Raw genomic sequence first — 24,026 nt, 5'->3', positions numbered from 1 at the left:
CTACGATGGTGAGGGTGAGCGTTCGACTCGATGACCTTCCCCTCAGAGACGACCTGCGCGGCCTGACGCCCTACGGCGCTCCCCAGGCTCCGCTGCCCGTCGCGCTGAACGTCAACGAAAACACGCATCCGGTGCCCGAAGCGGTCGCGGACGACATCCTCGACAGCATCGCCCGTGCGCTCCGGGAGGTGAACCGCTATCCGGATCGCGAGTTCACCGCCGTGCGGGAGGGCTTCGCGGAGTACCTGGGTCATGGCCTGTCGGCCGCGCAGATCTGGGCGGCGAACGGATCGAATGAGGTTTTGCAGCACCTTCTGCAAGCGTTCGCCGGCCCCGGTCGGACGGCCTTCGGTTTCGCACCGACTTACTCGATGTACCCGCTGCTCACTCGTGCCACTGGCGCGACGTACGTGAGCGGGACGCGCGGCGTCGACTACACACTCGCCCCCGAAGACGCGGCCGCTCAGGTCGACCGGGGGCAGCCGGATGTCGTCTTCCTGTGCGCGCCGAACAACCCGACCGGAACGCCACTCGGACTCGATGTGATCGAGGCCGTCTATGACGCCGCACCCGGCATCGTGATCGTCGACGAGGCCTACCAGGAGTTCGCGCCCCGCGATTCCCGGTCGGCGCTGACGCTGCTGCCCGATCGGCCGCGGCTGGTCGTTTCTCGCACGATGAGCAAGGCCTTCGCGTTCGCCGGCGCTCGCGTCGGCTACCTCGCGGCCGACCCCGCCGTCATCGATGCCCTGCGTCTGGTGCGGCTGCCCTACCACCTCAGTGCGCTGACGCAGGCGGCGGCATCGGCCGCGCTGCGTCACGCACCGGCGATGCTCGCGATGGTCGACGAGATCGTCGCTCAGCGCGACCGTATCTCCGCGACACTCGACGCGCTGGGCTACCGCCCCTTCGAGAGCTGGACGAACTTCGTGCTCTTCTCCGGTGTGGAAGATCCTGCGGCGACGTGGCAGGGGCTCTACGAACGCGGCGTTCTGATCCGCGACGTCGGCATCGCCCACAGTCTGCGTGTCACGGCGGGCACCGCGGAGGAGTCGACGGTGTTCCTCGATGCGCTCGCCTCCCTCGGTCCGGGCGGTGCCGGCGCGCACTGACGGTGATCGCGGGGGTAACACGCCGGGCCGGCGCGCGCGCTCTCGGTAGACTCGGCTCATGAGCACCCCGGCCCTCCGCACGGCATCCCTGCGACGCGCGACCAGCGAGTCCACGGTCGAACTCGACCTCGACCTCGACGGCACCGGGCGCAGCAGCATCGACACCACGGTGCCGTTCTTCGACCACCTGCTCACGGCCTTCGCAAAGCACTCGCTCACCGATCTCACCGTGCGCGCCTCGGGAGACACCGACATCGATGCACACCACACCGTCGAAGACACCGCGATCGTCCTGGGGCAGGCGATCCGCCAGGCGCTCGGCGACAAGAGCGGCATCTCGCGCTACGGAGACGCGCTCGTTCCCCTGGACGAGGCGCTGGCCCAGGCTGTGGTCGACATCAGTGGGCGCCCCTATCTCGTCCACACCGGGGAGCCGGTCGGGTTCGAGCACCACCTCATCGGCGGCCACTTCACCGGTTCACTCGTCCGCCACACCTTCGAAGCGCTCGCTTTCAATGCTGGTCTGACGATGCACGTCACGGTGCTCGGCGGACGGGACCCGCATCACGTCGCCGAGGCCGAGTACAAAGCGTTCGCGCGGGCCCTCCGACAGGCGAAGGCGCTCGACCCCCTGGTCCACGGCATCCCCAGTACGAAGGGCGCCCTATGACCGACGCCACCGCAGGGCTCGAGGCCGGTACCCGCATCGAGGAGCGGCCTCTCGTGGCTGTGCTCGACTACGGGTCGGGCAATGTCCACTCCGCGGTGAAGGCTCTCGTCGCCGCGGGTGCCGATGCGCGGCTCACGGCCGATCGTGGTCTGATCCACGACGCCGCAGGTCTGGTCGTCCCCGGCGTCGGAGCCTTCCGGGCCGTGATGGAGTCCCTGCGCGCCACGCGCGGCGACGAGATCATCGAACGTCGTCTCGCCGGAGGTCTGCCGGTGCTGGGCATCTGTGTCGGCATGCAGGTGATGTTCGAGCACGGTGTGGAACGCGGTGACGACACCGAGGGGCTCGGCGAGTGGCCCGGGGCGGTCACCGAACTCGACGCGCCGGTGCTCCCGCACATGGGCTGGAACACGGTGCGGGTGGGCGAAGGCTCGACTCTTTTTCGTGGCCTGGAGCACGAACGGTTCTACTTCGTGCACTCCTACGCCGCGCAGCACTGGTCGCTCGAGGTCACGCGGCCGTTCCGCCAACCCGCCCTCACCTGGTGCGACTACGGCACGCCGTTCCTCGCCGCCGTCGAGAACGGGCCGCTGTCGGCGACGCAGTTCCATCCCGAGAAGAGCGGCGAGGCCGGCATCCGGCTTCTCGCGAACTGGATCTCCTCGCTGCCGCAGGACCTCACCCGCACCCGGTAGTAGTCTCTCTGCTTGTGTGTCCTCGTGTCCGCGCATGGCGGGCACTGAACCCTTCCTGGAGCCATGAACGATTTCGCGTCGACCCCCGAACTGATCCTCCTGCCCGCCGTCGACGTCGCCGACGGCAAGGCGGTACGTCTGACGCAGGGTGAGGCCGGCACCGAGACCAGCTACGGCGATCCCGTCGACGCGGCGTTGGCCTGGGCGCGCGACGGCGCCCAGTGGATCCACCTCGTGGATCTGGATGCCGCCTTCGGGCGCGGCAACAACTCCGCCGTGCTGCGCAAGGTCATCAAGCAGCTCAAGGGCGTGCAGGTGGAGCTGTCCGGAGGAATCCGCGACGATGCGACCTTGGAGGCCGCCCTCGAGTCGGGGGCGAGCCGCATCAACCTGGGCACCGCGGCGCTGGAGAACCCCGAGTGGGCGGCGGATGTGATCGGCCGCTACGGCGACGCGATCGCGGTCGGACTCGATGTGCGTGGAACCACGCTCGCTGCGCGCGGGTGGACGCGCGACGGCGGCGACCTCTGGCAGGTGCTCCAGCGCCTCGAAGACGCCGGGTGCAGCCGTTACGTCGTCACCGACGTCACCAAGGACGGCACGCTGAAGGGCCCGAACCTCGAGCTGCTGCGCGAGGTCACCACCCGCACCGTCAAGCCGGTCGTCGCCTCGGGGGGCATCTCGAACCTCGACGACATCGCGGCCCTGCGCGAGCTCGTTCCGCTCGGCGTCGAAGGCGCGATCGTGGGCAAGGCCCTCTATGCGGGGGCCTTCACCCTCGCCGAGGCGCTGGATGTCGCCGCAGGCTGAGAGTCCCGACGACGCCGCCGCCCACGCCTGCGCCGCGGATTCCGCAGGCGTCCCCTGGGAGGGGCGCTCTTTCGAGCCCAATCCGCACGCCGGCGACGACGGCTCTGCAGACCCTGCGCTGCTGTCGGCGCTGCTGAGCTTCCGCCGGGGCGAGGGTGATGCTCGTGCGGTCGTCGACGCCTACCGGACGGCACGCCTGTTGATCCCGCTGGTCGCCGAGGCCGGCGATGTGGGCGTCGCGCCGTCCGGCCACACCGTCGACAAGACGCAGGAGCTGTCCATCGTGACGGTCGCCGCGCCCGACGGGCGGCGTGTGCTGCCGGTGTTCACCTCGGTGGGCACGATGGCGGCGTGGGATCCGAAAGCGCGACCGGTGCCGGCCGACGGCATCCGTACCGCCTTGGCCGCCGCTGCCGACGATACGGACCTGATCGTGATCGACCCGGCATCCGAGACCGAGTTCGTTCTGCGTCGCCCCGCGGTGTGGGCCCTCGGTCAAGGGCTGGCCTGGGAACCCGCGCACACCTCGCCGGAGGTCTATGCCGGGCTGCAGGACTCGATCGGCTCCGAGCTGGGCGTGCTCGACCTGTCGGTGGCGCCGGGGGATCCGCAGGCGCGTCTGCGCGGCCCGGAACTGATCGTCCGTCTGCAGCTCGTGGATGGGCGCGACCAGTCTCAGCTCGACGCCACCCTGCAGCGGCTGGCGGCGCGGTGGGCCGCCGATGATCGCATTGCGGTGCTGGTCGACTCGCTCACGGTCAAGCTCGTCCGCGGCTGAGCGCCGCGCCGGGTCTCACGTGACGGGTCCGGTCCACTTCTCGCCCGGGCCCTTGCCGATCGGGTCGGGGATGACCGAGGCCTCGCGGAACGCGAGCTGCAGCGAGCGCAGTCCATCGCGCAGTGACCGCGCGTGCATGTCGCTGATCTCCGGCGCTCCGGCCGTGATCAGCCCCGCCAGGGCGTTGATCAGCTTGCGTGCCTCGTCGAGATCCCGCTGCGTCTCGGGATCGTCCGCGAGACCGGTCTTGACGGCGGCCGCGCTCATGAGATGCACTGCGGCCGTCGTGATGACCTCCACCGCCGGCACGTCGGCGATGTCGCGGGTGGCGGCGGCGGAGGCACGCTCCTGTTCCTCCCATCGGGCGAGCCGTTCGGCCTCGTGACGGTCGGGGGAGGAAGGAATCGTGTCCACGTGCTGCTCTCTGCTAGACTGTGCGGGCGCCGGAGTGTTCTGCTCCGGAACGAAAGAGGATCACATCCCACCCGCGCTTGCCGCTCCAGGCTACCGGGTCACGCGCTCCGCCTCGTCCGTCGAGGTTGTCGCACCGAGCAATCGGTGCGGGTGAGGGTGCAGGAACGAAGCCGACGTGCGCGTCGTGCGGGGTGGACGTGACGATCTTCCGCCCGAGACACATCCCTGTGTCCGGTGGCACCCACCCGTACGACTAAGGAGTTCCGCATCAGCGATCCCCGCACCAATGACCGCATTCGCGTTCCCGAGGTCCGCCTCGTCGGACCCGCGGGTGAGCAGGTCGGCGTCGTCCGCATCGAGGTCGCTCTGCGCCTCGCTCAGGAAGCAGATCTCGACCTCGTCGAGGTCGCCCCCAACTCGAAGCCGCCCGTGGTCAAGATCATGGACTACGGCAAGTTCAAGTACGAGGCGGCGCAGAAGGCGAAGGAAGCGCGTCGCAATCAGGCGAACACGGTTCTCAAAGAGGTCCGTTTCCGACTGAAGATCGAAGCGCACGACTACACGACCAAGCTCAAGCGTGCCGAAGGCTTCCTGCAGGCCGGTGACAAGGTCAAGGCCATGATCCTCTTCCGAGGCCGCGAGCAGTCGCGTCCGGAGCAGGGTGTGCGGCTGCTGCGCAAGTTCGCCGAGGACGTCGCCGAGTACGGAACCGTCGAGTCGAACCCCACGATCGACGGACGCAACATGGTCATGGTCATCGCCCCGCACAAGAACAAGTCCGAGGTGAAGACCGAGCAGAACGCCCAGCGTGCTGCGAACAAGGAGGCGGCGCGCCAGGCGCGCGGCACCACGGGCGCCGAGACCGAGGCCGCCCCCGCCGCCGAGCCCGCTCCCGCGGAGTAAGGCCGCCGGCCGGAGGCACAGCCTCCCGGCCCCCAGAGCTCCCGCCCCGCGGGAACCACAACGAAGGATAGAGACATGCCGAAGCAGAAGACCCACTCGGGTGCCAAGAAGCGCTTCAAGGTCACCGGTAGCGGGAAGATCAAGAAGCAGCAGGCGAACCTCCGCCACAACTTCGAAGGCAAGCCCACCAAGCGCACGCGCCGCCTGTCGGCCGACAAGATCCTGGCTCCGGGCGACGCGAAGGTCGCCAAGAAGCTCCTCGGCATCTGAGCGCTGACGCAGACGAGAAAGTAGAAGAAAATGGCTAGAGTCAAGCGGGCCGTCAACGCCCACAAGAAGCGTCGCGTCATCCTCGAGCGCGCATCCGGTTACCGCGGGCAGCGTTCGCGCCTGTACCGCAAGGCCAAGGAGCAGGTCACCCACTCGCTGGTCTACGCGTACCGTGACCGCCGCAAGCGCAAGGGCGACTTCCGCCGCCTGTGGATCCAGCGCATCAACGCCGCGGCCCGTCAGAACGGCATCACCTACAACCGCTTCATCCAGGGCCTCGGCCTGGCGGGCGTGCAGGTCGACCGTCGCATGCTGGCCGAGCTGGCCGTCAACGAGCCGGCCACCTTCGCCTCGCTCGTCGAGACCGCGAAGAAGGCGCTGCCGGCGGACGTGAACGCGCCCAAGGCGTAATCACTGCCCACACAGCACGAGAAGGGGTGTCCTCCGAACGGGGGACGCCCCTTCTTCATTCCCTAGGATGAGATCGTGCTCGAAAATCCTCGTTCTCCCCGTGTGCGCGCCGTCGCCAAGCTGACCAAGCGCAGCGCCCGACAGGAGACCGGGCTGTTCCTGCTGGAGGGACCCCAGGCGGCCCGCGAGGCTCTCGCCTTCCGCCCCGACACCCTCGTCGAGCTCTTCGCCACGCCCACGGCGATGGAGCGACATCAAGACATCCGGGATGCGGCCGCGGACGCAGGCCTGGACATCGTCTTCACGACCGAGGCGGTGCTGGATGCGATGGCCGACACGGTGACCCCGCAGGGGATCGTCGCCGTCGCGCGACAGTCGCCGACGTCACTCAAAGACATCTTCGCCGCATCGCCGACCCTCATCGCGATCTGCGAAGAGGTACGCGATCCGGGCAACCTCGGCACCATCATCCGCGCCGCCGACGCCGCCGGTGCCGATGCCGTCGTGCTGACCGGACGCACGGTCGATCCCTACAACCCCAAGGTCGTGCGCGCCACGACCGGCTCGCTGTTCCACGTGCCCGTCGCCGTCGCCGCGGAGCTGGCGGCCACCGTCGAACGGGCACATGCGGCGGGCCTGCGCATCGTCGCCGCGGACGTCGGGGGAGAGGACTTCCTCGCCCGCCGAGACGCGCTCGCCGCACCCACGGCCTGGCTGTTCGGCAACGAGGCACGGGGCCTGGACGACGATGCGCTGGCGCTCGCCGACCTCTCCCTGCGACTGCCGATCTACGGTCGCGCCGAGTCGCTGAATCTCGCCACCGCGGCGAGCGTCTGCCTGTACGAGACGGCCTTCGCACAGCGCGGCGATCGCTGACGCGAATTGTTCCGGGTCGGTTACGACTCGGTCAAGATCCTGTGCATAAGTTGGTCGTCTTCCACAGGATCTGCCTAGGCTGGCCCGCATGTCGATTCCGAATGCGACCCCGGCGACGTCCAACATCACCGTGCGCCGCGGGGATCCCCTCGTCGTGGTCAGCAACGTCGAGAAGCACTACGGCGACTTCCACGCGCTGAAGAACATCGATATGACGGTCAACCGCGGTGAGGTCGTCGTGGTGATCGGCCCCTCCGGCTCGGGCAAGTCGACGCTCTGCCGCACGATCAACCGCCTCGAAACGATCACGAGCGGCACGATCACCATCGACGGCAAAGAGTTGCCGAAGGAGGGAAAGGCGCTCGCGGCTCTGCGTGCAGACGTGGGCATGGTGTTCCAGTCCTTCAACCTCTTCTCCCACCTCACGATCCTCGAGAACGTCACGCTCGGCCCCATCAAGGTCAAGAAGATGAAGAAGGCGGATGCCGAAGCCGAAGCCAAGGTGCTGCTGGAGCGCGTGGGCGTCGGGCATCAGGCATCCAAGCTGCCGGGACAGCTTTCCGGCGGTCAGCAGCAGCGTGTCGCGATCGCCCGGGCGCTGGCGATGAAGCCCAAGGTCATGCTGTTCGACGAGCCCACCAGTGCGCTCGACCCGGAGATGATCAACGAGGTGCTCGACGTCATGGTCGGTCTCGCCCAGGACGGCATGACGATGATCGTCGTCACGCACGAGATGGGGTTCGCGCGTAAAGCGGCCGATCGAGTGGTCTTCATGGCCGACGGCCAGATCATCGAGCAGGCACGCCCCGACCAGTTCTTCACGGCCCCCACGAGCGACCGGGCGAAGGACTTCCTCTCCAAGCTGATCACGCACTGACCGAGACGTCCGCGCCTGGCACCGGCGCGGTCAACGAGAGATGGATACGAAACAGGAGGATCACATGCTGAAGAAGAACAGAATCGCCGGCAGCATCGCGGGGATCGCCCTCGCCGCGCTCGCCCTCACCGCGTGCAACAGCGGTACGCCCGGCGCGGAGCCGGGCTCCACCGGCGGTGCCTCGGGTGCCGCCGAGAATCCCTGGACGGTCGCCACCGACGTGACGATCGAGGGCAGCCCCACCTTCGACAAGATCAAGAGCTCCGGCACCGTCACCGTCGGCGTCAAGGAGGACCAGCCGGGCCTGGGTTACCTGGACCCGGTGACCAACACGCGCAGCGGCTTCGACGTCGACATCGCGCGCTGGATCGCCGCCTCGCTCGGCGTCGCCGAGGACAAGATCCAGTTCCAGCCGATCGCCTCGGCCAACCGCGAGCAGGCGATCGTGAACGGCGACATCGACTACTACGTCGGGACCTACTCGATCACCGACAAGCGCAAGCAGCAGATCTCGTTCGCCGGGCCGTACTTCATCACCGGACAGGGCCTGCTCGTCGCGGCGGACAACGACAAGATCACGGGCAAGGACTCGCTGACGGCCGACGAGACCGTCTGCTCGGCGACGGGTTCGACCTCGATCCAGCGGATCAAGGAGCAGACCCCCGCCAAGACCAAGGAGTACGACCAGTACTCGGCTTGCGTCGAGGACCTCAAGAACGGTCAGGTGGATGCCGTCACGACCGATGAAGCGATCCTCATCGGGTACGCGGCCCAGGCTCCCGACAAGCTCAAGGTCGTTGGCGAACCGTTCAGCGAGGAGCGCTACGGCGTCGGCATCGCCAAGGGCGACACCGCGCTGCAGACGTTCATCAACACGATGTTCACCGACGGCGGGTCGACCTGGCAGGCGATCTTCGACAAGAACCTCGGCGCCTCCGGTGTGAAGGCGACGCAGCCCCCGGTCGACGCCGCGAGCTGAGCGGGGCCGGCGGCAGCGACGAGTGCGCTGCCGCCGGCATCCGGCACCGAGACGACGACAACGAGAACGACGGAAGGCGGGGCGGTGGAGATCATCACCAACAACCTCGATCTCTGGGGTGAGGCGCTCAGAGGAACGATGGTGCTGTTCATCGGCGGGGGCATTCTCGCGCTGGTGCTCGGTTTCGTCGTCGGTGCCATGCGGGTCTCGCCGATCCCCGCGGCGCGGGCGGTGGGCACGGTCTACGTCAACTGGATCCGCAACACACCTCTGACCCTCGTCATGTTCTTCTTCGCGTTCTGCCTGCCGATCCTGCTGCGTGAGCGCATCGATGCGATCCTGCTGGCGACGATCGCCCTCGGCGTCTACACGGCGACCTACGTCGCCGAAACGCTGCGCTCGGGGATCAATACGGTCCCGGTGGGGCAGGCTGAGGCCGCGCGCGCACTCGGGCTCACGTTCGGTCAGGTGATGACGCTCGTCGTCCTGCCGCAGGCGACGCGCTCGGTCATCCCGCCCATGATGAGCGTGCTCATCGCGCTGTTGAAGAACACGACGGTCGCCGCCGGCTTCTCGGTGCTCAATCTCGGCTCCGTGCGCAGCAACCTCAGCGAGCGCGGCGAGAACCAGCTCGTGACACTTCTGTGGGTCATGGTCATCTTCGTCGCCCTCGTGCTGCTGCTCGCGTGGCTGCAGCGGGCGATGGAGCGCAGATGGAAGGTCGCCCGATGAGTTCCGTCCTCTATGACGTCCCCGGGCCGAAGGCGATCGCCCGCAACCGCGTGCTCGGTGCGGTGACGATCGTCGTGATCGCGGCGGCGGCGGGATGGGTGATCTGGCGCTTCGCCGCCACCGGTCAGTTCGCCGCCGACAAGTGGGAGATCTTCACCTACGGGACGATCTGGCAGCGTCTGCTCGACGGTGCCCTCGCGACGCTCGCCGCCTTCGCGGCGGCGGCGGCGGGTGCGCTCGCGCTGGGGTTGGTCCTCGCAATCGGGCGTCTGTCGGATCGTGCCTGGATACGCACGCCCGTCGGGTGGGTGACCGAGGTTCTCCGCGCGGTTCCGGTGCTCGTGTTCATGATGCTCCTCTATTACGGACTTCCCGTTGTCGGCATCCGCATGGAGCCCTACTGGGCGGTCGTGATCGCGCTCGTCGCCTACAACGGCTCCGTCCTCGCCGAGGTGATCCGTGCCGGCGTCGAGTCGCTGCCGCGCGGCCAGAGCGAGGCCGGCTACGCGATCGGTCTGCGCAAGGCCGGGGTGCTCCGCCTCATCCTGCTGCCCCAAGCGATCCGCGCCATGATGCCCGTGATCGTCGCCCAGCTGGTCGTCACGCTCAAGGACACCGCGCTCGGCTTCATCATCACCTACCCCGAGCTGCTGTACGTCATCAAGCTGCTCGGCTCGAACGCGGTGTACAGCTCACCGCTGATACAGACGGCCATCGTCGGCGGCACGATCTACGTCGCCATGTGCCTGGCGTTGAGCTACGTCGCGTACCGCATCGAGCAGCGCACGAAGCGTCGTCAGCAGCAGCAGGCCGCGGAAGGAGGCGCGCTGCACCACCCGGTGGGCGCAACGACCGACACCCAGTTGATCGGTCTGCAGCAGGCGACCGATCGCGCCACGGGCAACGAGGGCGGCGGAGCGGTCCGCCTGCCCCGCCGACCGCACTGATCGGCGGGGATCAGCGCGGCGGGGATGGTTGCCCGCCCCCCGGTAGACTCCTCTCTTGTGTCTGACGCACCCGAGATCACTCCAGAGAACGTCGATGCCGCTGTCGCGGACGCGCTGTCAGCGGTCGCCGCGGCAGGCTCCACGCTCGAGCTGAAGACCGCTCGTGCCGCTCACGCCGGCGAGGGCTCGCCACTCGCCCAGCTGAACGCCCAGCTACGCCATGTGCCGAACGATCAGAAGGCGGCGTTCGGCAAGCTCGTCGGCCAGGCTCGCGGCCGCCTCGCGCAGGCGCTCGCCGCCCGCGAGGAGGAGCTCGCAGCCGCGGAGTCCGCTGCCCGGCTCGAAGCCGAGCGCGTCGACATCACCGCGATCTCACCGCGAGCGCGTGTCGGGGCCCGGCATCCCGTGTCGCTTCTGCAGGAGGAGATCGCCGACCTGTTCGTCGGCATGGGATGGGAGATCGCCGAGGGGCCCGAGCTCGAGCACGAGTGGTACAACTTCGACGGCCTGAACTTCGACATCGACCACCCGGCGCGCCAGCTGCAGGACACCTTCTTCGTCGATCCGATCGCGCGGCACCTCGTGCTGCGCACGCAGACCAGCCCGGTGCAGATGCGATCGATGCTCGAGCGCGACCTTCCCATCTACGTGCTCTCGCCCGGACGTGTTTACCGCACCGACGAGTTCGATGCGACGCACCTGCCGGCCTTCCACCAGTTCGAGGGCCTCGTCGTCGACAAGGGCATCACGATGGCGAACCTCAAGGGCACGCTGGATCACGCGGCGAAGGTGCTCTTCGGCGCCGAGGCGAAAACGCGTTTTCGCACCAACTACTTCCCCTTCACCGAGCCGTCCGCGGAGCTCGATCTCTGGCATCCCACGTTCAAGGGCGGGCCGCGCTGGATCGAGTGGGGCGGCTGCGGAATGGTCAACCCGAACGTGCTGCGCGCGGCCGGGATCGACCCCGAGGTCTACTCGGGGTTCGCGTTCGGAATGGGCATCGAGCGCACGCTCATGTTCCGCTCGGACGTGCAGGACATGCGTGACATGGCCGAGGGCGATGTCCGCTTCAGCGAGCAGTTCGGAATGGTGGTCTGATGCGCGTCCCTCTGTCGTGGCTGCGTGAGTACGTCGAGCTTCCCCAGGGCGCCACGACCGACGACGTCTTCGCGGCGCTCGTGTCGGTGGGCTTCGAGGAGGAAGAGGCGATCGGCTTCGAGATCAGCGGACCGGTCGTGGTCGGCCAGGTGCTCTCCTTCGAAGCGGAGCCGCAGTCCAACGGCAAGACGATCCGCTGGTGCCAGGTGGACGTCGGCGCGGCGAACGGTGGTGTCCGCGGCATCGTCTGCGGCGCGTCCAACTTCGTCGAAGGGGACAAGGTCGTCGTCTCCCTGCCCGGTGCCACCCTTCCGGGGCCCTTCCCGATCTCCGCGCGCAAGACCTACGGTCACGTCTCGGACGGCATGATCGCCTCGGCCCGCGAGCTCGGGCTGGGTGACGAGCACAACGGCATCCTGCGGCTCGTCGAGCTGGGCCTCGATCCGGAGGTCGGCACCGACGCGATCGCCCTGCTGGGCCTCGACGACGTCGCCGTCGACGTCAACGTCACCCCTGACCGTGGCTACGCCCTGTCGATCCGTGGCATCGCCCGTGAGTACTCGCACGCGACCGGTGCCGCCTTCTCCGACCCCGCCGCCCACGCGTGGGACGACGTCCAGCCCGGCTCCGGATTCGCGATCGTCGTGGACGACCGGGCGCCGGTTCGCGGCCGGGTGGGTGCGAGCGAGTTCGTCGCGCGCGTCGTGCGCGGCGTCGATCCGTCCCGGCCCACGCCGCCGTGGATGGTCGCGAGGCTGGCCCTCGCCGGCATCCGCTCCCTCGGCATCCTGATCGACATCACGAACTACGTCATGCTCGAGCTCGGCAACCCCATCCACGGCTACGACCTCGACCGCCTCCAGGGCGGCATCACGGTGCGTCGCGCCGCCGAGGGCGAGAAGCTCACGACGCTCGACGGCAAGGAGCGCACGCTCAGCGCCGAGGACCTGCTCATCACCGACGATTCCGGCCCGATCGGCCTCGCCGGCGTGATGGGCGGCGGCACGACGGAGATGACGGACGCCACGCGCAACGTCCTCGTCGAGGCGGCGATCTTCGATCCCACCACGATCGCCCGGACGGCCCGTCGCCACAAGCTGCCCTCGGAGGCCTCCCGCCGCTTCGAGCGCGGCGTCGACCCGCTGCTGCCGTTCGTGGCAGCCCGCCGCGTCGCCGACCTCATGGTCGAGCTCGCCGGCGGCACTCTCGATCCGGAGTTCGGCGGTGCGGTGTTCGGCGAGGTCGTCGTCGACGGCATCGAGCTGCCTCACGGGTTCGTCTCGGAGCTGATCGGTGTCGACTACACGGATGCCGAGATCACGAGCGCCCTCGAGATGGTGGGCTGCGAGGTGCTGCCGGGCGAGGAGCTCGACGGCGTGACCGACGGCTGGCACGTCATTCCGCCGACGTGGCGCCCCGACCTCACCGACAAGTGGACGCTCGCCGAGGAAGTGGCCCGCATCCACGGTCTGGAGCGCATCCCGTCGGTGCTGCCCACGCCCCCGTCCGGGCGCGGACTGACACCGGTGCAGAAGGGTCGCCGTCGCGTGGCCAACGCGCTCGCCGCCGCCGGATTCGTGGAGACGCCCTCGTTCCCGTTCTCGACCGCTGAGGCGAACGCTCTGCACGGGTCGGCGTCGGGCGAGCCGATCGCATCGGTCAAGCTCGCGAACCCGCTCGACGGTCAGGCGCCCTACCTGCGCCGTTCACTGATCCCGGGCCTGTTGCAGGTCGCACACCGCAACCAGGCCCGCGGCTTCGGCGATCTCGCCCTGTTCGAGACGGGCCTCGTGTTCACGCCGGAAGAGGGCGTCGCGTACGGCACCGACACCGTGCCGCCGCTGGCGATTCGTCCCGACGACGACACGCTCGCCGCGCTCAACGCCGCGTTGCCGCCGCAGCCGCGCCACGTTGCCGTCCTGCTCACGGGTGACATCGTTGCCAAGCAGCCCGGGAAGCCCCCGATCCCGGTGGATCTGTCGGATGTCCTCGGCGCCGTCCAGACCATCGCCGCAGGGGCGGGCGTGCGTATCGATGTCGCGCAGGGGCAGCGTGCGGCGCTCCACCCCGGCCGCGCCGGAATCCTGACGGTCGACGGCGAGGAGGTGGGCTACGTCGGACAGGTGCTGCCGCAGGTGGCCGCCGACGCCGACCTGCACGGAGCCGTCTACGTCGCCGAGCTCGACCTCGACCTCATCCTGCGCCTCGCGGGTGCGCCCGACGTGGCGCCGTCGCTGTCGGGGTACCCGGCCGCGACGCAGGACGTCTCCCTCGTGGTCGCAGACGACGTCGTCGCGGGAGATGTCGAGTCGGCACTGCGCGAGGGTGCGGGCGCGTTGCTGGAGGCCGTTCGCCTTGTCGACGACTACCGGGGCAGCGGGCTCGTCGAGGGCACCAAGAGCCTCACGTTCGCGCTGCGGTTCCGGGCACCGGACCGCACGCTCACCGCTGCCGAAGCCACGGAGGCCAAGCTGGCCGGCGTGGCGGTGGCCGCCGAGCGTTTCGGGGCGAGCATCCGGGAGTAGTGCGGCATCGGGGTCCGTTCACCGCGACCCCCAATGCCAGGCGGGAACGTCCATGAACCCTTGGCCGACGACGGCCGTGCCGTTCTGATCCTTGCGCAACTCGACGCGAGCCGTCGCCGGGAGTGCCTCGACCAGCTCCCGCGCGTGCGAGACGACGAGCACCTGCGTGTGCTGGGCGGCATGCTGGATCAGCCGGGCGAGGGGTGCGAGCAGCGACACATGCAGGCTCGCCTCCGGCTCGTTGAGCACCAGCAGCGGCGCGGGCCGCGCCGGCAGGAGGGCCGCGCACAACAGGAGATAGCGCAGCGTTCCGTCCGACAGTTCCGCCGCCTCCAGCGGGCGGAGCAGGCCGCTCTGGTGCAGGACCAGACGGAACAGGCCCTCGTTCGCCTGGACCTCCACGCGGGACCCCGGGAAGGCGTCGCGGACGGCCCGGTCCAGGGCGTCGCCGTGGCCGGCATCCACGATCGTCGCCCACGTGGCCGCCAGCGTCGCCCCGTCGTGCGACAGCGTCTGGGTGCGCGTCCCGACCTGCGGCCGGCGCGCGGGAGCCTCGGCATCCACGCGGAAATGGTCGTAGAACCGCCACCCGCCCATCGTGCGCCGCAGCGCCAGTAGCTCGGGCGCGGTATCGCCGTCGGCCAGGTCGGTCACGATGCTCTCGTAGGGCGCGAGACGCTGGTCGAGCTCGGTCCATCCGCCCTCGCGCACACGTGTGCTCTGTCGCCGCCGATCGATCAGCAGCGCCGCGGGTTTGGCCACCGGACCGGCGAAGACCTGCTCGCGCTTGATCTCCGGGTCGCGGGCGAACGGGTTGGCGACGGAAGGGTCGGACTGCGGGATGCCGAGGTCGATGAGGTAGCCGAGCTCGTCGGAGGAGAACCCCAGCCTGAGGGCGATCGGGCCACGGCGCACCGTGCCCTGAGTGCCGCCGTTCTCCGGACCCGCCCACAGGACGGACGGCAGTCCTCCCTCGCGCGCCACGGCACCGATCACCTCGCCGCGCGCTGCGGCGGCGAGAAGGCGCAGTGCGCGGTAGAGGTTGGACTTGCCCGACCCGTTGGGGCCGGTGACCACGGTGAGCCCGCCCAGGGGCACCACGACATCCCGGAGGGAGCGGTAACCGGCGACGGCGAGGGTCTGCAGCATGCGGTCATCGTGCCAGAGCCTTCCGACACCCCGCAGAGGTCGGGCTAGGCTCGGCGGGGATGACTGATACGCAGATGGTGCCCGCCCTGCAGCTTGCAGGCCTCGTGAAGCGCTTCGGCGACAAGACCGCGGTGGGCGGCGTCGACCTGGTCGTTCCCGCCGGATCGTTCTACGGGCTGGTCGGGCCCAACGGGGCCGGAAAGACGACGACACTGTCGATGGCCACCGGCCTGTTGCGACCCGACGCCGGCGGCGCCTGGGTGCACGGCGTCGACGTGTGGGCCGACCCCGTGCGCGCCAAAGCCCTCATCGGCAACCTCGCTGACGGCGTTCGTCTGTTCGATCGACTCACGGGCGAGCAGCTCATCACCTACACGGCGATGATGTTCTCGGTGCCGCGCGATCAGATCGCGCCTCGCGTGGCCGACCTGATCGCTCTGATGGACCTCGGCGAGGCCGTCGGAACGATCGTCGCCGACTACTCCGCCGGCATGACCAAGAAGGTGGCTCTGGCCTGCGCCCTGGTGCACGCGCCGCGTCTGCTCGTGCTCGACGAGCCGTTCGAATCGGTCGACCCCGTCTCCGCCGCCAACATCGAGGACGTCCTGCGCTCCTACACGTCATCGGGCGGCACGATCATCATCTCCAGCCACTCGATGGACCTCGTGCAGCGCATGTGCGACCACGTCGCCGTCATCGCGGCCGGTCGTGTCCTGGCCGCCGGCACCGTCGATGAGGTGCGCGCGGGCGAGAGCCTGCAGGACCGGTTCCTCTCCCTCGTGGGAGGCCGCCACACCTCGGAGGGACCGCAGTGGTTGCGACAGTCCTGAGGCTGAGATACCGCATCCTCGGCAACACCCTCGCGCGTCGTCCCTGGCAGCTGGTCGGCTTCTGCTTCGGCATCCTGTGGGCGCTCGGCATCCTCACCTCCGTGATCGCGGGGCTCGTCGCCGTCGCGGTGTTCCAGGGCCTGGACGGTGCGCGCGCCGTCGCGATCATCGGCGGATCCGCCCTCCTGCTGGGCTGGGTCCTGGGCCCCGTGCTCGTGACAGGCATGGACACGACGGTGGATGCCGACAAGCTCGCCCCGTTCCCGCTCAGCACGCGGCAGATCATGCTGGCCCTCACCGCCACCGGTCTCACCGGCATCCCCGGCATCGCCACCGCGATCGCGGCACTCGCGACGATCGCCCTCTGGGTCCGGTGGCCGCTCGCCGCGGCCATCGCTCTCGTGTGCGTCGCCCTGGCGGTGTTGACGTGCGTCGTCGCGTCCCGGCTCGTGTCCGCGCTCTCGGGCGGCATGGGGGCAAACCGACGCGGGCGGGAGTTCATCGGCACGATCGTGCTCATCCTGCTGATCATGGCCGGCCCGATCGTGACCGGGACCCTCGCCCTCACCTCCACCGCCGACGTCCGCGACCGGATACCGCGGATCGCGGACGTGCTCGGGTGGACGCCCATCGGCGCGGTGTGGGCCGTCCCCGCCGACGTCGCGGCCGGACAGGGGGTGAGCGCCGTGGCCCGTCTGCTCATCGCCGCGGCGACGCTCGCCGCGCTCTGGCTGCTGTGGGCGCGCGCTCTTCGCGGCGCCGTCACGACGCCGCGGCAGCGCGCGGCGAAGGTGGCCCGCTCGGGGGCGCTGGGGCTGTTCGGCCGCATGCCCACCGGCGGCGTCGGCGCGACCTGGGCGCGATCGCTCACGGCGTGGCTGCGCGATCCGCGATACCTCCGCCAACTGCTGATCGTGCCGCTGTTCCCGCTGCTGTTCGCGTTCACGAGCGGTATCGACGGGTTCATGTTCTCGAGCTCGGCGGTGCTCGTCGCTCTCGTGCTGTGCCTCTCCGGCTACACCGACGTCTCCTACGACGGCACCGCTTTCGCCTCGGTGCTCGCGACCGGCATCCGCGGCCGCGACGACCGCCTGGGACGCCTTCTCGGCGCCGCGAGCATCGGCATCCCGCTGATCGTGCTGCTCGCCGTCGTGACCACGGCCGTCGGCGGCCGGCTCGAACACCTGCCCGGCATCCTCGGCGCCTCGCTGGGGCTGGTGCTCGGCGGCTACGGCGTCTCGGCCGTGTCCTCCGCTCTGCTCGTGACGCCGGTCGCCGCCCCCGGCGACAGCCCGTTCAAGAGCGTGCCGGGCCAGACGTTCCTGACCGGTCTGCTCGTGTTCGTCGTGATGGGCGCCTGCCTCGTCATCGGAGCGCCGGCCATCGCGTTCGCCGTCGCCGGGTTCATCACCGGCGCGGCCGTCTGGGGGTGGGTGGCGCTCGTCGTCGGCATCGTCGTCGGCGGGGGCGCCGCGGTCCTGGGGGTGTGGCTCGGCGGCCGGACGCTGGATCGCACCGGTCCTGACCTGCTCCAGCGCATCAGGGCTTTCCCGACGACATGACCGATGTTCTGATCCTCGGCGGGACCGGATGGCTGTCCCGGCGCATCGCGGAGCGCTGGCGGGATGCCGGTGCCGCCGTGACGGTACTCGCCCGCGGCGGCCGCGACGCGCCGGCCGGCACCCGGCTGGTCGTCGCCGATCGGGAGCGCGACGATGCCTACACCGCCGTCGCGGATCGCGAGTGGGACGTGGCGGGCGCCGACGAGTCCGCCGCCCTCGCCGTCGCCGCCGAACCCGGCGACCCGTACGACTACCGGCGCGAGAAGGCCGCCGCCGAGCAGGCCGTGACAGCCGCCCTCGGCCGCCGTGCGGCCGTGGTGCGCCCGGGACTGATCGTCGGCCAGGGTGACCCCACCGATCGCTTCGGCTACGGGGTCGCCCGCCTCGCCGCCGCGGCGGCCGAGCCCGTGCTGATTCCCGACGCACCCGGCGCGCGGGTGCAGGTGATCGACGTCGACGACCTGACCGACTTCGTGGTCGAGGTGGGCGCGGCGCGCTTCACCGGTGCCGTCAATGCCGTCGGCGACAGTCTTCCGCTGGAGGCGGTGCTCGCCATCGCTCGCAGCGTCGCCGGTCACACCGGTGCGCTCGTCCCGGCATCCGCGCCGTGGCTCGTCGCGCACGGCGTGGGGTACTGGGCGGGGGAGCGATCGCTGCCGCTGTGGCTGCCCGACGATGTGCCCGGCTTCGCGACTCGCGCCAATGGCACCTATCGCATTCTCGGCGGACGCCACAGGCCGCTGGAGGACGTGCTGCAGCGCGTGCTCGCCGATGAGCGCGAACGGGGACTGGACCGTCCCCGCTCCGCCGGGCTCACGCGCGCCGACGAGCGCGAGCTCCTCGATGCCCTTGCGCAGTGACGGCATCGATTTGCGGCGACGACGCGCCGCGCGATAGCGTCTCCGCATGCACGCCGCCGCTCCCGTCACCGTTGCCACGGTGCTGCGCGCGCGCCGACGTCAGGACGGCCGCCGACTCTAGGCGACCCCGCGAGCTCCCTGTCGTCGTGACGGGTCGAGTCGCCGGTGTCGCCGCTTCGAGCCCACCGTTTGCCGACTCACGTCACAATAAGGTTGAACAATGACCCTTTCGGTCGCCGTCTCCGGCGCTTCCGGCTATGCCGGCGGCGAGATCCTGCGCCTCCTCGCCGCTCATCCCGACGTCCACATCCGCACCGTCACCGCGCACAGCAACGCCGGCGATGCGCTCATCCAGCATCAGCCCCACCTGCGTTCGCTGGCCGACCTCACCCTGCAGCCGACGACGCCCGAGGTGCTCGCGGGCCACGACGTGGTCTTCCTCGCGCTCCCGCACGGCCAGTCCGGTCAGTACACCGACGCGCTCGCCGACACGCCCCTGGTCATCGACGCCGGTGCCGACCACCGCCTGATCTCGCCGGCGGCGTGGGACGCGTTCTACGGCGGCGCCTTCCACGAGCCGTGGACCTACGGCGTGCCGGAGCTGATCGTCGGCGCGGGCGGGCAGAAGCAGCGTGAGTACCTCGTCGGCGCCTCCCGCATCGCCGCCCCGGGCTGCAACGCCTCCACGGTGGCGCTGAGCCTCGTCCCCGGCGTCGCGGCCGGCGTCATCGACGCCCGCGACATCGTCAGCGTGCTGGCCGTGGGGCCCTCCGGGGCGGGTAAGAGCCTGAAGACGAACCTTCTCGCATCCGAGATCCTCGGCACCGCGAACCCGTATGCCGTCGGCGGAACGCACCGCCACATTCCCGAGATCCAGCAGGCGCTCACGGCGGCCGGCGCTTCCGAGGCCCGCATCTCCTTCACGCCCGTGCTGGTGCCGATGGCTCGCGGCATCCTGGCCACGTCCACCGCGCCGATCGCGGACGGCGTGACGGATGCCGAGATCCGTTCGGCCTGGGAGAGTGCGTACGGCGGCGAGACGTTCGTTCACCTGCTGCCCGAGGGGCAGTTCCCCCGCACGGCGGACGTTCTGGGCGCCAACACCGCCCTCGTCGGACTCGCGGTCGACCGCGCCGCGAACCGCGTCGTCGTCGTGACGGCCGTCGACAACCTCGTCAAGGGCACCGCCGGTGCCGCCATCCAGTCGATGAACATCGCCCTGGGCCTTCCGGAGGCCACGGGCCTGACCGTGAACGGAGTGGCACCGTGAGCGTCACCGCCCCTGCAGGATTCGCCGCCGCCGGCGTCGTGGCCGGTCTCAAATCGACCGGCAGGCCCGACGTCGCCGTCGTCGTCAACCGCGGCCCGCTGAAGGTCGGAGCCGCCGTGTTCACCAGCAATCGTGCCAAGGCCAACCCGATCCTGTGGTCGCAGCAGGCCATTCAGGACGGCACTGTCGAGGCGATCGTGCTCAACTCGGGCGGCGCCAACTGCTTCACCGGGGCGTTCGGCTTCCAGACCACTCATCAGACGGCGGAGAAGGCCGCCGAGCTGCTGAGCATCAGCCCCGGCGACGTGCTCGTGTGCTCCACCGGGCTCATCGGCACGGGCGACGAGGTCTTCCGCGGCAAGGTCCTTGCCGGTACCGAGGCGGCGATCTCCGCCCTCTCGGACGACGGCGGCGACCACGCGGCGCGCGCCATCATGACGACCGACACCGTACCCAAGACCGCTGTCTTCGCCGGTGACGGGTGGACCATCGGGGCGATGGCGAAGGGTGCGGGGATGCTCGCTCCGGGCCTTGCCACGATGCTCGTGGTCATCACGACCGACGCGGTGCTGTCGGCCGACGAGGCGGATGCGCATCTGCGCGCCGCCACCCGGGTGAGCTTCGACCGGCTCGACTCCGACGGCTGCATGTCGACCAACGATCAGGTGACGCTGATGGTCAGTGGCGCGAGCGGCGTGACGCCCGACGCGGACGCGTTCCGTGCGGCTCTCGTCGAGGTGTGCACGAGTCTCGCTCGGCAGCTGCAGGCCGACGCCGAGGGCGCCAGTCACGACATCACCATCCGCGTCGTGGGCGCGGCATCCGAGGACGACGCCGTCGAGGTGGGCCGCTCGGTCGCACGCAACAACCTCTTCAAGGCCGCGATCTTCGGAAACGACCCCAACTGGGGCCGCGTGCTGGCCGCGATCGGCACGACGCAGGCGGCCTTCGACCCGTACGCCGTGGACGTGAGCTTCAACGGGGTGCGGCTGTGCAGCGCCGGCGCCCCCGACCGTCCCCGCGAGGAGGTCGACCTCACGCCGCGCGCGACCGACGTGCTCATCGACCTCAAGGAGGGCGACGCGGCGGCGACGATCTTCACGAACGACCTGACGCACGACTACGTCCACGAGAACAGCGCGTACAGCTCATGACCGAGAAGATCCAGCACACCACCCCTGAAGAGGCCGCCGAGAAGGCCGCCGTCCTCATCGAGTCCCTGCCGTGGCTGCAGCGCTTCCGCGACCAGATCATCGTCATCAAGTACGGCGGCAACGCGATGGTGTCCGAAGAGCTGCAGGACGCGTTCGCGCAGGACATCGCCTACCTGCGGTTCGTCGGTGTCAAGCCGGTCGTCGTGCACGGCGGAGGCCCGCAGATCTCGCAGATGCTCGATCGGCTCGCCATCCCCAGCGAGTTCAAGGGCGGATACCGGGTGACCTCCACCGAGGCGATCAGCGTCGTGCGGATGGTGCTCACCGGCCAGGTGAATCCGCAGCTGGTCGGGCGCATCAACGCGTTCGGCCCCTTCGCCGTCGGGGTGTCGGGGGAGGATGCGGGGCTCTTCCAGGGCCGGCGGCGCGGTGTGGTGATCGACGGCACCGAGCACGACCTCGGCGCCGTCGGCGATGTCGTCCGCGTCGACCCGCAGCCGGTGCTCGACCAGCTCGCCGCCGGTCGCATCCCGGTGGTCTCCTCGATCGCACCCGACCTCGACAACCCCGGGCAGTCGCTGAACGTCAACGCGGATGCCGCGGCAGCCGCTCTGGCCGTCGCGCTGGGCGCGGCGAAGCTCGTCGTGCTCACCGATGTCGCGGGCCTCTACGCCGACTGGCCGAACCGCGACTCGTTGGTCTCGCATCTGACCGCCGACGAGCTGCGCGCGATGCTGCCGCGGCTGGAGTCGGGCATGATCCCGAAGATGCAGGCGTGCCTCGACGCCGTCGACGGCGGCGTCGACACGGCGGCGATCATCGACGGACGCCAGCCCCATTCGGTGCTGGTCGAGGTCTTCACGGAACAGGGAATCGGAACAGAGGTGGTGGCGCAGTGAGCGGCGTACAGGAGCAGACGACAGCAGCGACGATGTGGCAGGAGGACGCCGGGCGCGACCTCGTCCGCAACGCCGGCGACCGGATGGCTCTGTTCGTCCGCGGCGAGGGCTCGTCGCTGTGGGACGCGGACGGGCGCCGCCACCTCGACTTCCTCGGGGGCATCGCCGTCACCTCGCTCGGTCACGCACACCCCGTCTTCGTGGAGGCCGTGTCGCGCCAGGCCGCCACGCTGTCGCACGTGTCGAACTTCTTCGCGACACCGCCGCAGCTGGCACTGGCAGCCGAGCTCAAGCGCCTCACGGGCGCGGGCGACGCCGGACGCGTCTACTTCGCCAACTCGGGCGCCGAAGCGAACGAGGCCGCGTTCAAGCTCGCCCGCCTGCACGGCGCGGCGACGGACGCGCGCGCCGCGCGCCCCCGCATCCTGGCGCTGAAGGATGCGTTCCACGGCCGCACGATGGGAACGCTCGCCCTCACCGGAAAGCCGTACATGCAGGCACCGTTCCTGCCGATGGTCCCCGGGGTCGAGTTCCTCGACTCGACGGTGGAAGCCCTCGAGGCGGCCATGGACGACGACGTGGCGGCCCTGTTCGTCGAGCCCATCAAGGGTGAGGCGGGTGTCGTCCCACTGCCGGAGGGATACCTCACCGCGGCACGCGAGATCACCGCGCGTCACGGTGCGCTGCTGATCGTCGATGAGATCCAGACGGGCGCGGGTCGAACCGGCGCCTGGTTCGCCTTCCAGCACGAGGACATCGTGCCCGACGCGATCACCGTCGCCAAGGGCATCGGCGGCGGCTTCCCGATCGGCGCGCTCATCACCTTCGGCGCCGCCAGCGACCTCTTCTACCCGGGCACGCACGGCTCGACCTTCGGCGGCAATCCGCTCGCGACGGCGACCTCCCTGGCCGTGCTCGGCGAGATCGATCGCGCGGGACTCGTCGCCAACGCCGCCGTCCGCGGCGAGCAGCTGCGCGCCGCGATCGCTCAGATCGACTCCGCACTGATCGAAGGATGCCGCGGACGCGGTCTGCTGCTGGGCGTCGCGCTGCGGCATCCCGTGGCCGGCGCGCTCGTCGCCGCCGCGCAGCAGCACGGCCTCATCGTCAACGCCGCCAACGACAGCACGATCCGCATCGCGCCCGCGCTGACCATCGGCGACGTCGAGATCGACGAGTTCATCGACCTGTTCACCCGCTCCCTCGCGGCCGTCGCCGACGCCCTCGTGCTCGACGCGTCCGACCCCTCGACCCCGGAGGCCTCCGCATGACCCGCCACCTGCTCCGCGATGACGATCTCACCCCGGCCGAGCAGGCCGAGATCCTCGATCTGGCCGTCGCCCTGAAGAAGGATCGCTGGAAGCTCAAGCCCCTCGAAGGCCCCCAGACCGTGGCGGTCATCTTCGACAAGAGCTCGACGCGCACGCGCGTGTCGTTCGCGGTGGGCATCGCCGATCTCGGCGGATCGCCGCTGATCATCTCGACCGCCAACAGCCAGCTCGGGGGCAAGGAGACGCCGTCCGACACCGCGCGGGTGCTGGAGCGCCAGGTCGCGGCCATCGTGTGGCGCACCTACGCGCAGGCGGGCCTGGAGGAGATGGCGCGCGGCACGACCGTTCCGGTGATCAACGCCCTCAGCGATGACTTCCACCCGTGCCAGCTGCTCGCCGACCTGCTCACCATCCGCGAGCACAAGGGCGAGCTGAAGGGGCTGACCCTCACGTTCTTCGGCGACGGCACCTCCAACATGGGCCACTCCTACGTGCTGGCCGGCGTCACAGCCGGCATGCACGTGCGCGTCGCCTCGCCCGCCGCGTATGCCCCCCGCGCCGACGTCATCGCCGATGCCGATCGCATCGCGGCGACGACCGGCGGCTCGGTCACGCTCTTCACCGATCCGGCCGAGGCGGCCGCCGGCTCCGACGTCATCGTCACCGACACCTGGGTGTCGATGGGCAAGGAGGAGGAGAAGATCCAGCGCGTCCACGACCTCGGCGGATACAAGGTCACGCAGGCGACGATGGAGCTCGCCGATCCCGACGCGATCTTCATCCACTGCCTGCCCGCCGACCGGGGCTACGAGGTGGATGCCGAGGTCATCGACGGACCGCAGAGCGTGGTCTGGGATGAGGCGGAGAACCGACTCCACGCCCAGAAGGCACTTCTGGTCTGGCTGCTGCGTCAGCAGTGACCCGGATGCGGACG

General features: G+C 69.8%; 25 protein-coding genes. 23 read left to right on the top strand and 2 right to left on the bottom strand.

From position 1 onward, the window contains the following. Nucleotides 1-5: 5 nt before the first annotated feature. The 5 genes from AS96_RS06510 (at nucleotide 6) to AS96_RS06490 (ending at nucleotide 4,065) form a co-directional block, all read left to right on the top strand. A complete protein-coding gene (locus tag AS96_RS06510; protein ID WP_036287195.1) occupies nucleotides 6-1,112 on the top strand; it encodes a histidinol-phosphate transaminase in 1,107 nt (368 codons plus the stop codon). Between the two features lie 58 nt (nucleotides 1,113-1,170). Beyond that, nucleotides 1,171-1,782 (top strand): imidazoleglycerol-phosphate dehydratase HisB, encoded by a 612-nt coding sequence (hisB, locus tag AS96_RS06505; protein WP_036287193.1) that lies wholly within the window; start codon nucleotides 1,171-1,173, stop codon nucleotides 1,780-1,782. Continuing rightward, nucleotides 1,779-2,477 (top strand): imidazole glycerol phosphate synthase subunit HisH, encoded by a 699-nt coding sequence (gene hisH / locus AS96_RS06500; RefSeq protein ID WP_005048896.1) that lies wholly within the window; start codon nucleotides 1,779-1,781, stop codon nucleotides 2,475-2,477. Before hisB ends, hisH begins: the two co-directional genes overlap by 4 nt. A 63-nt stretch (nucleotides 2,478-2,540) precedes the next feature. After that, nucleotides 2,541-3,287, top strand: coding sequence for a bifunctional 1-(5-phosphoribosyl)-5-((5-phosphoribosylamino)methylideneamino)imidazole-4-carboxamide isomerase/phosphoribosylanthranilate isomerase PriA (priA, locus tag AS96_RS06495; protein ID WP_005048898.1), 747 nt, complete (start codon nucleotides 2,541-2,543; stop codon nucleotides 3,285-3,287). Next, on the top strand, nucleotides 3,271-4,065 hold the full coding sequence (locus AS96_RS06490; protein WP_036287190.1) for an SseB family protein: 795 nt from the start codon (nucleotides 3,271-3,273) through the stop codon (nucleotides 4,063-4,065). Before priA ends, AS96_RS06490 begins: the two co-directional genes overlap by 17 nt. 15 nt (nucleotides 4,066-4,080) lie before the next feature. Here the strand turns inward: AS96_RS06490 and AS96_RS06485 are convergent, their stop codons facing one another. Next, entirely contained in the window at nucleotides 4,081-4,479 is a 399-nt protein-coding gene (locus tag AS96_RS06485; protein WP_005048902.1) for a DUF1844 domain-containing protein, read from the bottom strand. A gap of 234 nt (nucleotides 4,480-4,713) precedes the next feature. Between AS96_RS06485 and infC the strand changes: the two genes are divergently transcribed. The 10 genes from infC (at nucleotide 4,714) to pheT (ending at nucleotide 14,097) form a co-directional block, all read left to right on the top strand. Beyond that, nucleotides 4,714-5,382 (top strand): translation initiation factor IF-3, encoded by a 669-nt coding sequence (gene infC, locus AS96_RS06480; protein ID WP_081767986.1) that lies wholly within the window; start codon nucleotides 4,714-4,716, stop codon nucleotides 5,380-5,382. 75 nt (nucleotides 5,383-5,457) lie between these two features. Further along, on the top strand, nucleotides 5,458-5,652 hold the full coding sequence (gene rpmI, locus AS96_RS06475; protein WP_005048908.1) for a 50S ribosomal protein L35: 195 nt from the start codon (nucleotides 5,458-5,460) through the stop codon (nucleotides 5,650-5,652). A gap of 30 nt (nucleotides 5,653-5,682) precedes the next feature. Then, nucleotides 5,683-6,063 carry a 50S ribosomal protein L20 gene (rplT, locus tag AS96_RS06470; RefSeq protein ID WP_005048911.1) on the top strand — a complete coding sequence of 127 codons (381 nt, stop codon included), beginning with the start codon at nucleotides 5,683-5,685 and terminating at the stop codon, nucleotides 6,061-6,063. Between the two features lie 75 nt (nucleotides 6,064-6,138). Next, nucleotides 6,139-6,939, top strand: a complete 801-nt coding sequence (locus AS96_RS06465) for a TrmH family RNA methyltransferase (protein ID WP_036287187.1) — start codon at nucleotides 6,139-6,141, stop codon at nucleotides 6,937-6,939. 88 nt (nucleotides 6,940-7,027) lie between these two features. Continuing rightward, nucleotides 7,028-7,816: an amino acid ABC transporter ATP-binding protein gene (locus tag AS96_RS06460; RefSeq protein ID WP_005048918.1), complete on the top strand. Its 789-nt coding sequence runs from the start codon at nucleotides 7,028-7,030 to the stop codon at nucleotides 7,814-7,816. Nucleotides 7,817-7,880: 64 nt separating this feature from the next. Then, the gene (locus AS96_RS06455; protein ID WP_036287184.1) at nucleotides 7,881-8,795 is read left to right on the top strand and encodes a glutamate ABC transporter substrate-binding protein; all 915 of its coding nucleotides are present in this window, start codon (nucleotides 7,881-7,883) and stop codon (nucleotides 8,793-8,795) included. A gap of 84 nt (nucleotides 8,796-8,879) precedes the next feature. Next, nucleotides 8,880-9,527 carry an amino acid ABC transporter permease gene (locus AS96_RS06450; protein WP_016463240.1) on the top strand — a complete coding sequence of 216 codons (648 nt, stop codon included), beginning with the start codon at nucleotides 8,880-8,882 and terminating at the stop codon, nucleotides 9,525-9,527. Further along, entirely contained in the window at nucleotides 9,524-10,474 is a 951-nt protein-coding gene (locus tag AS96_RS06445) for an amino acid ABC transporter permease (protein WP_231477140.1), read from the top strand. Before AS96_RS06450 ends, AS96_RS06445 begins: the two co-directional genes overlap by 4 nt. Nucleotides 10,475-10,531: 57 nt before the next feature. Next, nucleotides 10,532-11,572, top strand: coding sequence for a phenylalanine--tRNA ligase subunit alpha (pheS, locus tag AS96_RS06440; RefSeq protein ID WP_005048929.1), 1,041 nt, complete (start codon nucleotides 10,532-10,534; stop codon nucleotides 11,570-11,572). Further along, complete coding sequence (gene pheT, locus AS96_RS06435) at nucleotides 11,572-14,097, top strand: phenylalanine--tRNA ligase subunit beta (RefSeq protein ID WP_036287177.1); 2,526 nt, start codon at nucleotides 11,572-11,574, stop codon at nucleotides 14,095-14,097. Before pheS ends, pheT begins: the two co-directional genes overlap by 1 nt. An 18-nt stretch (nucleotides 14,098-14,115) precedes the next feature. On the opposite strand, the gene AS96_RS06430 is transcribed toward pheT, so the two are convergent. Further along, a complete protein-coding gene (locus AS96_RS06430; RefSeq protein WP_036287174.1) occupies nucleotides 14,116-15,246 on the bottom strand; it encodes an AAA family ATPase in 1,131 nt (376 codons plus the stop codon). Between the two features lie 59 nt (nucleotides 15,247-15,305). Between AS96_RS06430 and AS96_RS06425 the strand changes: the two genes are divergently transcribed. The 8 genes from AS96_RS06425 (at nucleotide 15,306) to argF (ending at nucleotide 24,012) form a co-directional block, all read left to right on the top strand. Then, nucleotides 15,306-16,076, top strand: coding sequence for an ABC transporter ATP-binding protein (locus AS96_RS06425; protein WP_036287171.1), 771 nt, complete (start codon nucleotides 15,306-15,308; stop codon nucleotides 16,074-16,076). Next, the gene (locus AS96_RS06420) at nucleotides 16,058-17,638 is read left to right on the top strand and encodes a hypothetical protein (RefSeq protein WP_036287167.1); all 1,581 of its coding nucleotides are present in this window, start codon (nucleotides 16,058-16,060) and stop codon (nucleotides 17,636-17,638) included. Before AS96_RS06425 ends, AS96_RS06420 begins: the two co-directional genes overlap by 19 nt. Continuing rightward, nucleotides 17,635-18,498, top strand: coding sequence for a reductase (locus tag AS96_RS06415; RefSeq protein ID WP_036287166.1), 864 nt, complete (start codon nucleotides 17,635-17,637; stop codon nucleotides 18,496-18,498). Before AS96_RS06420 ends, AS96_RS06415 begins: the two co-directional genes overlap by 4 nt. A 220-nt stretch (nucleotides 18,499-18,718) precedes the next feature. After that, on the top strand, nucleotides 18,719-19,768 hold the full coding sequence (argC, locus tag AS96_RS06410; RefSeq protein WP_036287165.1) for an N-acetyl-gamma-glutamyl-phosphate reductase: 1,050 nt from the start codon (nucleotides 18,719-18,721) through the stop codon (nucleotides 19,766-19,768). After that, nucleotides 19,765-20,922, top strand: coding sequence for a bifunctional glutamate N-acetyltransferase/amino-acid acetyltransferase ArgJ (gene argJ, locus AS96_RS06405; protein ID WP_036287164.1), 1,158 nt, complete (start codon nucleotides 19,765-19,767; stop codon nucleotides 20,920-20,922). Before argC ends, argJ begins: the two co-directional genes overlap by 4 nt. Further along, a complete protein-coding gene (gene argB, locus AS96_RS06400; protein WP_036287163.1) occupies nucleotides 20,919-21,821 on the top strand; it encodes an acetylglutamate kinase in 903 nt (300 codons plus the stop codon). The genes argJ and argB overlap by 4 nt, the downstream gene beginning before the upstream one ends. Beyond that, the gene (locus AS96_RS06395; protein ID WP_269319600.1) at nucleotides 21,818-23,092 is read left to right on the top strand and encodes an acetylornithine transaminase; all 1,275 of its coding nucleotides are present in this window, start codon (nucleotides 21,818-21,820) and stop codon (nucleotides 23,090-23,092) included. The genes argB and AS96_RS06395 overlap by 4 nt, the downstream gene beginning before the upstream one ends. Further along, nucleotides 23,089-24,012, top strand: a complete 924-nt coding sequence (argF, locus tag AS96_RS06390) for an ornithine carbamoyltransferase (protein WP_036287141.1) — start codon at nucleotides 23,089-23,091, stop codon at nucleotides 24,010-24,012. The genes AS96_RS06395 and argF overlap by 4 nt, the downstream gene beginning before the upstream one ends. Nucleotides 24,013-24,026: the final 14 nt, after the last annotated feature.

This window comes from Microbacterium sp. MRS-1 (genome assembly GCF_000585455.1).
Classification (GTDB): Bacteria; Actinomycetota; Actinomycetes; order Actinomycetales; family Microbacteriaceae; genus Microbacterium; species Microbacterium laevaniformans.
Note: the sequence above shows the minus strand (reverse complement) of the source record. Positions and strands in the feature narration are given on the sequence as shown.

Bases quoted from the DNA above. Each gene is read 5' to 3' on its own strand.
- AS96_RS06490 (WP_036287190.1), top strand. From the start codon at position 3,271: ATGTCGCCGCAGGCTGAGAGTCCCGACGACGCCGCCGCCCACGCCTGC.
- rpmI (WP_005048908.1), top strand. From the start codon at position 5,458: ATGCCGAAGCAGAAGACCCACTCGGGTGCCAAGAAGCGCTTCAAGGTC.
- AS96_RS06445 (WP_231477140.1), top strand. From the start codon at position 9,524: ATGAGTTCCGTCCTCTATGACGTCCCCGGGCCGAAGGCGATCGCCCGC.
- AS96_RS06510 (WP_036287195.1), top strand. From the start codon at position 6: ATGGTGAGGGTGAGCGTTCGACTCGATGACCTTCCCCTCAGAGACGAC.
- AS96_RS06425 (WP_036287171.1), top strand. From the start codon at position 15,306: ATGACTGATACGCAGATGGTGCCCGCCCTGCAGCTTGCAGGCCTCGTG.
- AS96_RS06415 (WP_036287166.1), top strand. From the start codon at position 17,635: ATGACCGATGTTCTGATCCTCGGCGGGACCGGATGGCTGTCCCGGCGC.
- argC (WP_036287165.1), top strand. From the start codon at position 18,719: ATGACCCTTTCGGTCGCCGTCTCCGGCGCTTCCGGCTATGCCGGCGGC.
- AS96_RS06430 (WP_036287174.1), bottom strand. From the start codon at position 15,246: ATGCTGCAGACCCTCGCCGTCGCCGGTTACCGCTCCCTCCGGGATGTC.
- hisH (WP_005048896.1), top strand. From the start codon at position 1,779: ATGACCGACGCCACCGCAGGGCTCGAGGCCGGTACCCGCATCGAGGAG.
- priA (WP_005048898.1), top strand. From the start codon at position 2,541: ATGAACGATTTCGCGTCGACCCCCGAACTGATCCTCCTGCCCGCCGTC.
- rplT (WP_005048911.1), top strand. From the start codon at position 5,683: ATGGCTAGAGTCAAGCGGGCCGTCAACGCCCACAAGAAGCGTCGCGTC.
- pheT (WP_036287177.1), top strand. From the start codon at position 11,572: ATGCGCGTCCCTCTGTCGTGGCTGCGTGAGTACGTCGAGCTTCCCCAG.
- hisB (WP_036287193.1), top strand. From the start codon at position 1,171: ATGAGCACCCCGGCCCTCCGCACGGCATCCCTGCGACGCGCGACCAGC.
- AS96_RS06460 (WP_005048918.1), top strand. From the start codon at position 7,028: ATGTCGATTCCGAATGCGACCCCGGCGACGTCCAACATCACCGTGCGC.
- argF (WP_036287141.1), top strand. From the start codon at position 23,089: ATGACCCGCCACCTGCTCCGCGATGACGATCTCACCCCGGCCGAGCAG.
- argB (WP_036287163.1), top strand. From the start codon at position 20,919: ATGACCGAGAAGATCCAGCACACCACCCCTGAAGAGGCCGCCGAGAAG.
- AS96_RS06455 (WP_036287184.1), top strand. From the start codon at position 7,881: ATGCTGAAGAAGAACAGAATCGCCGGCAGCATCGCGGGGATCGCCCTC.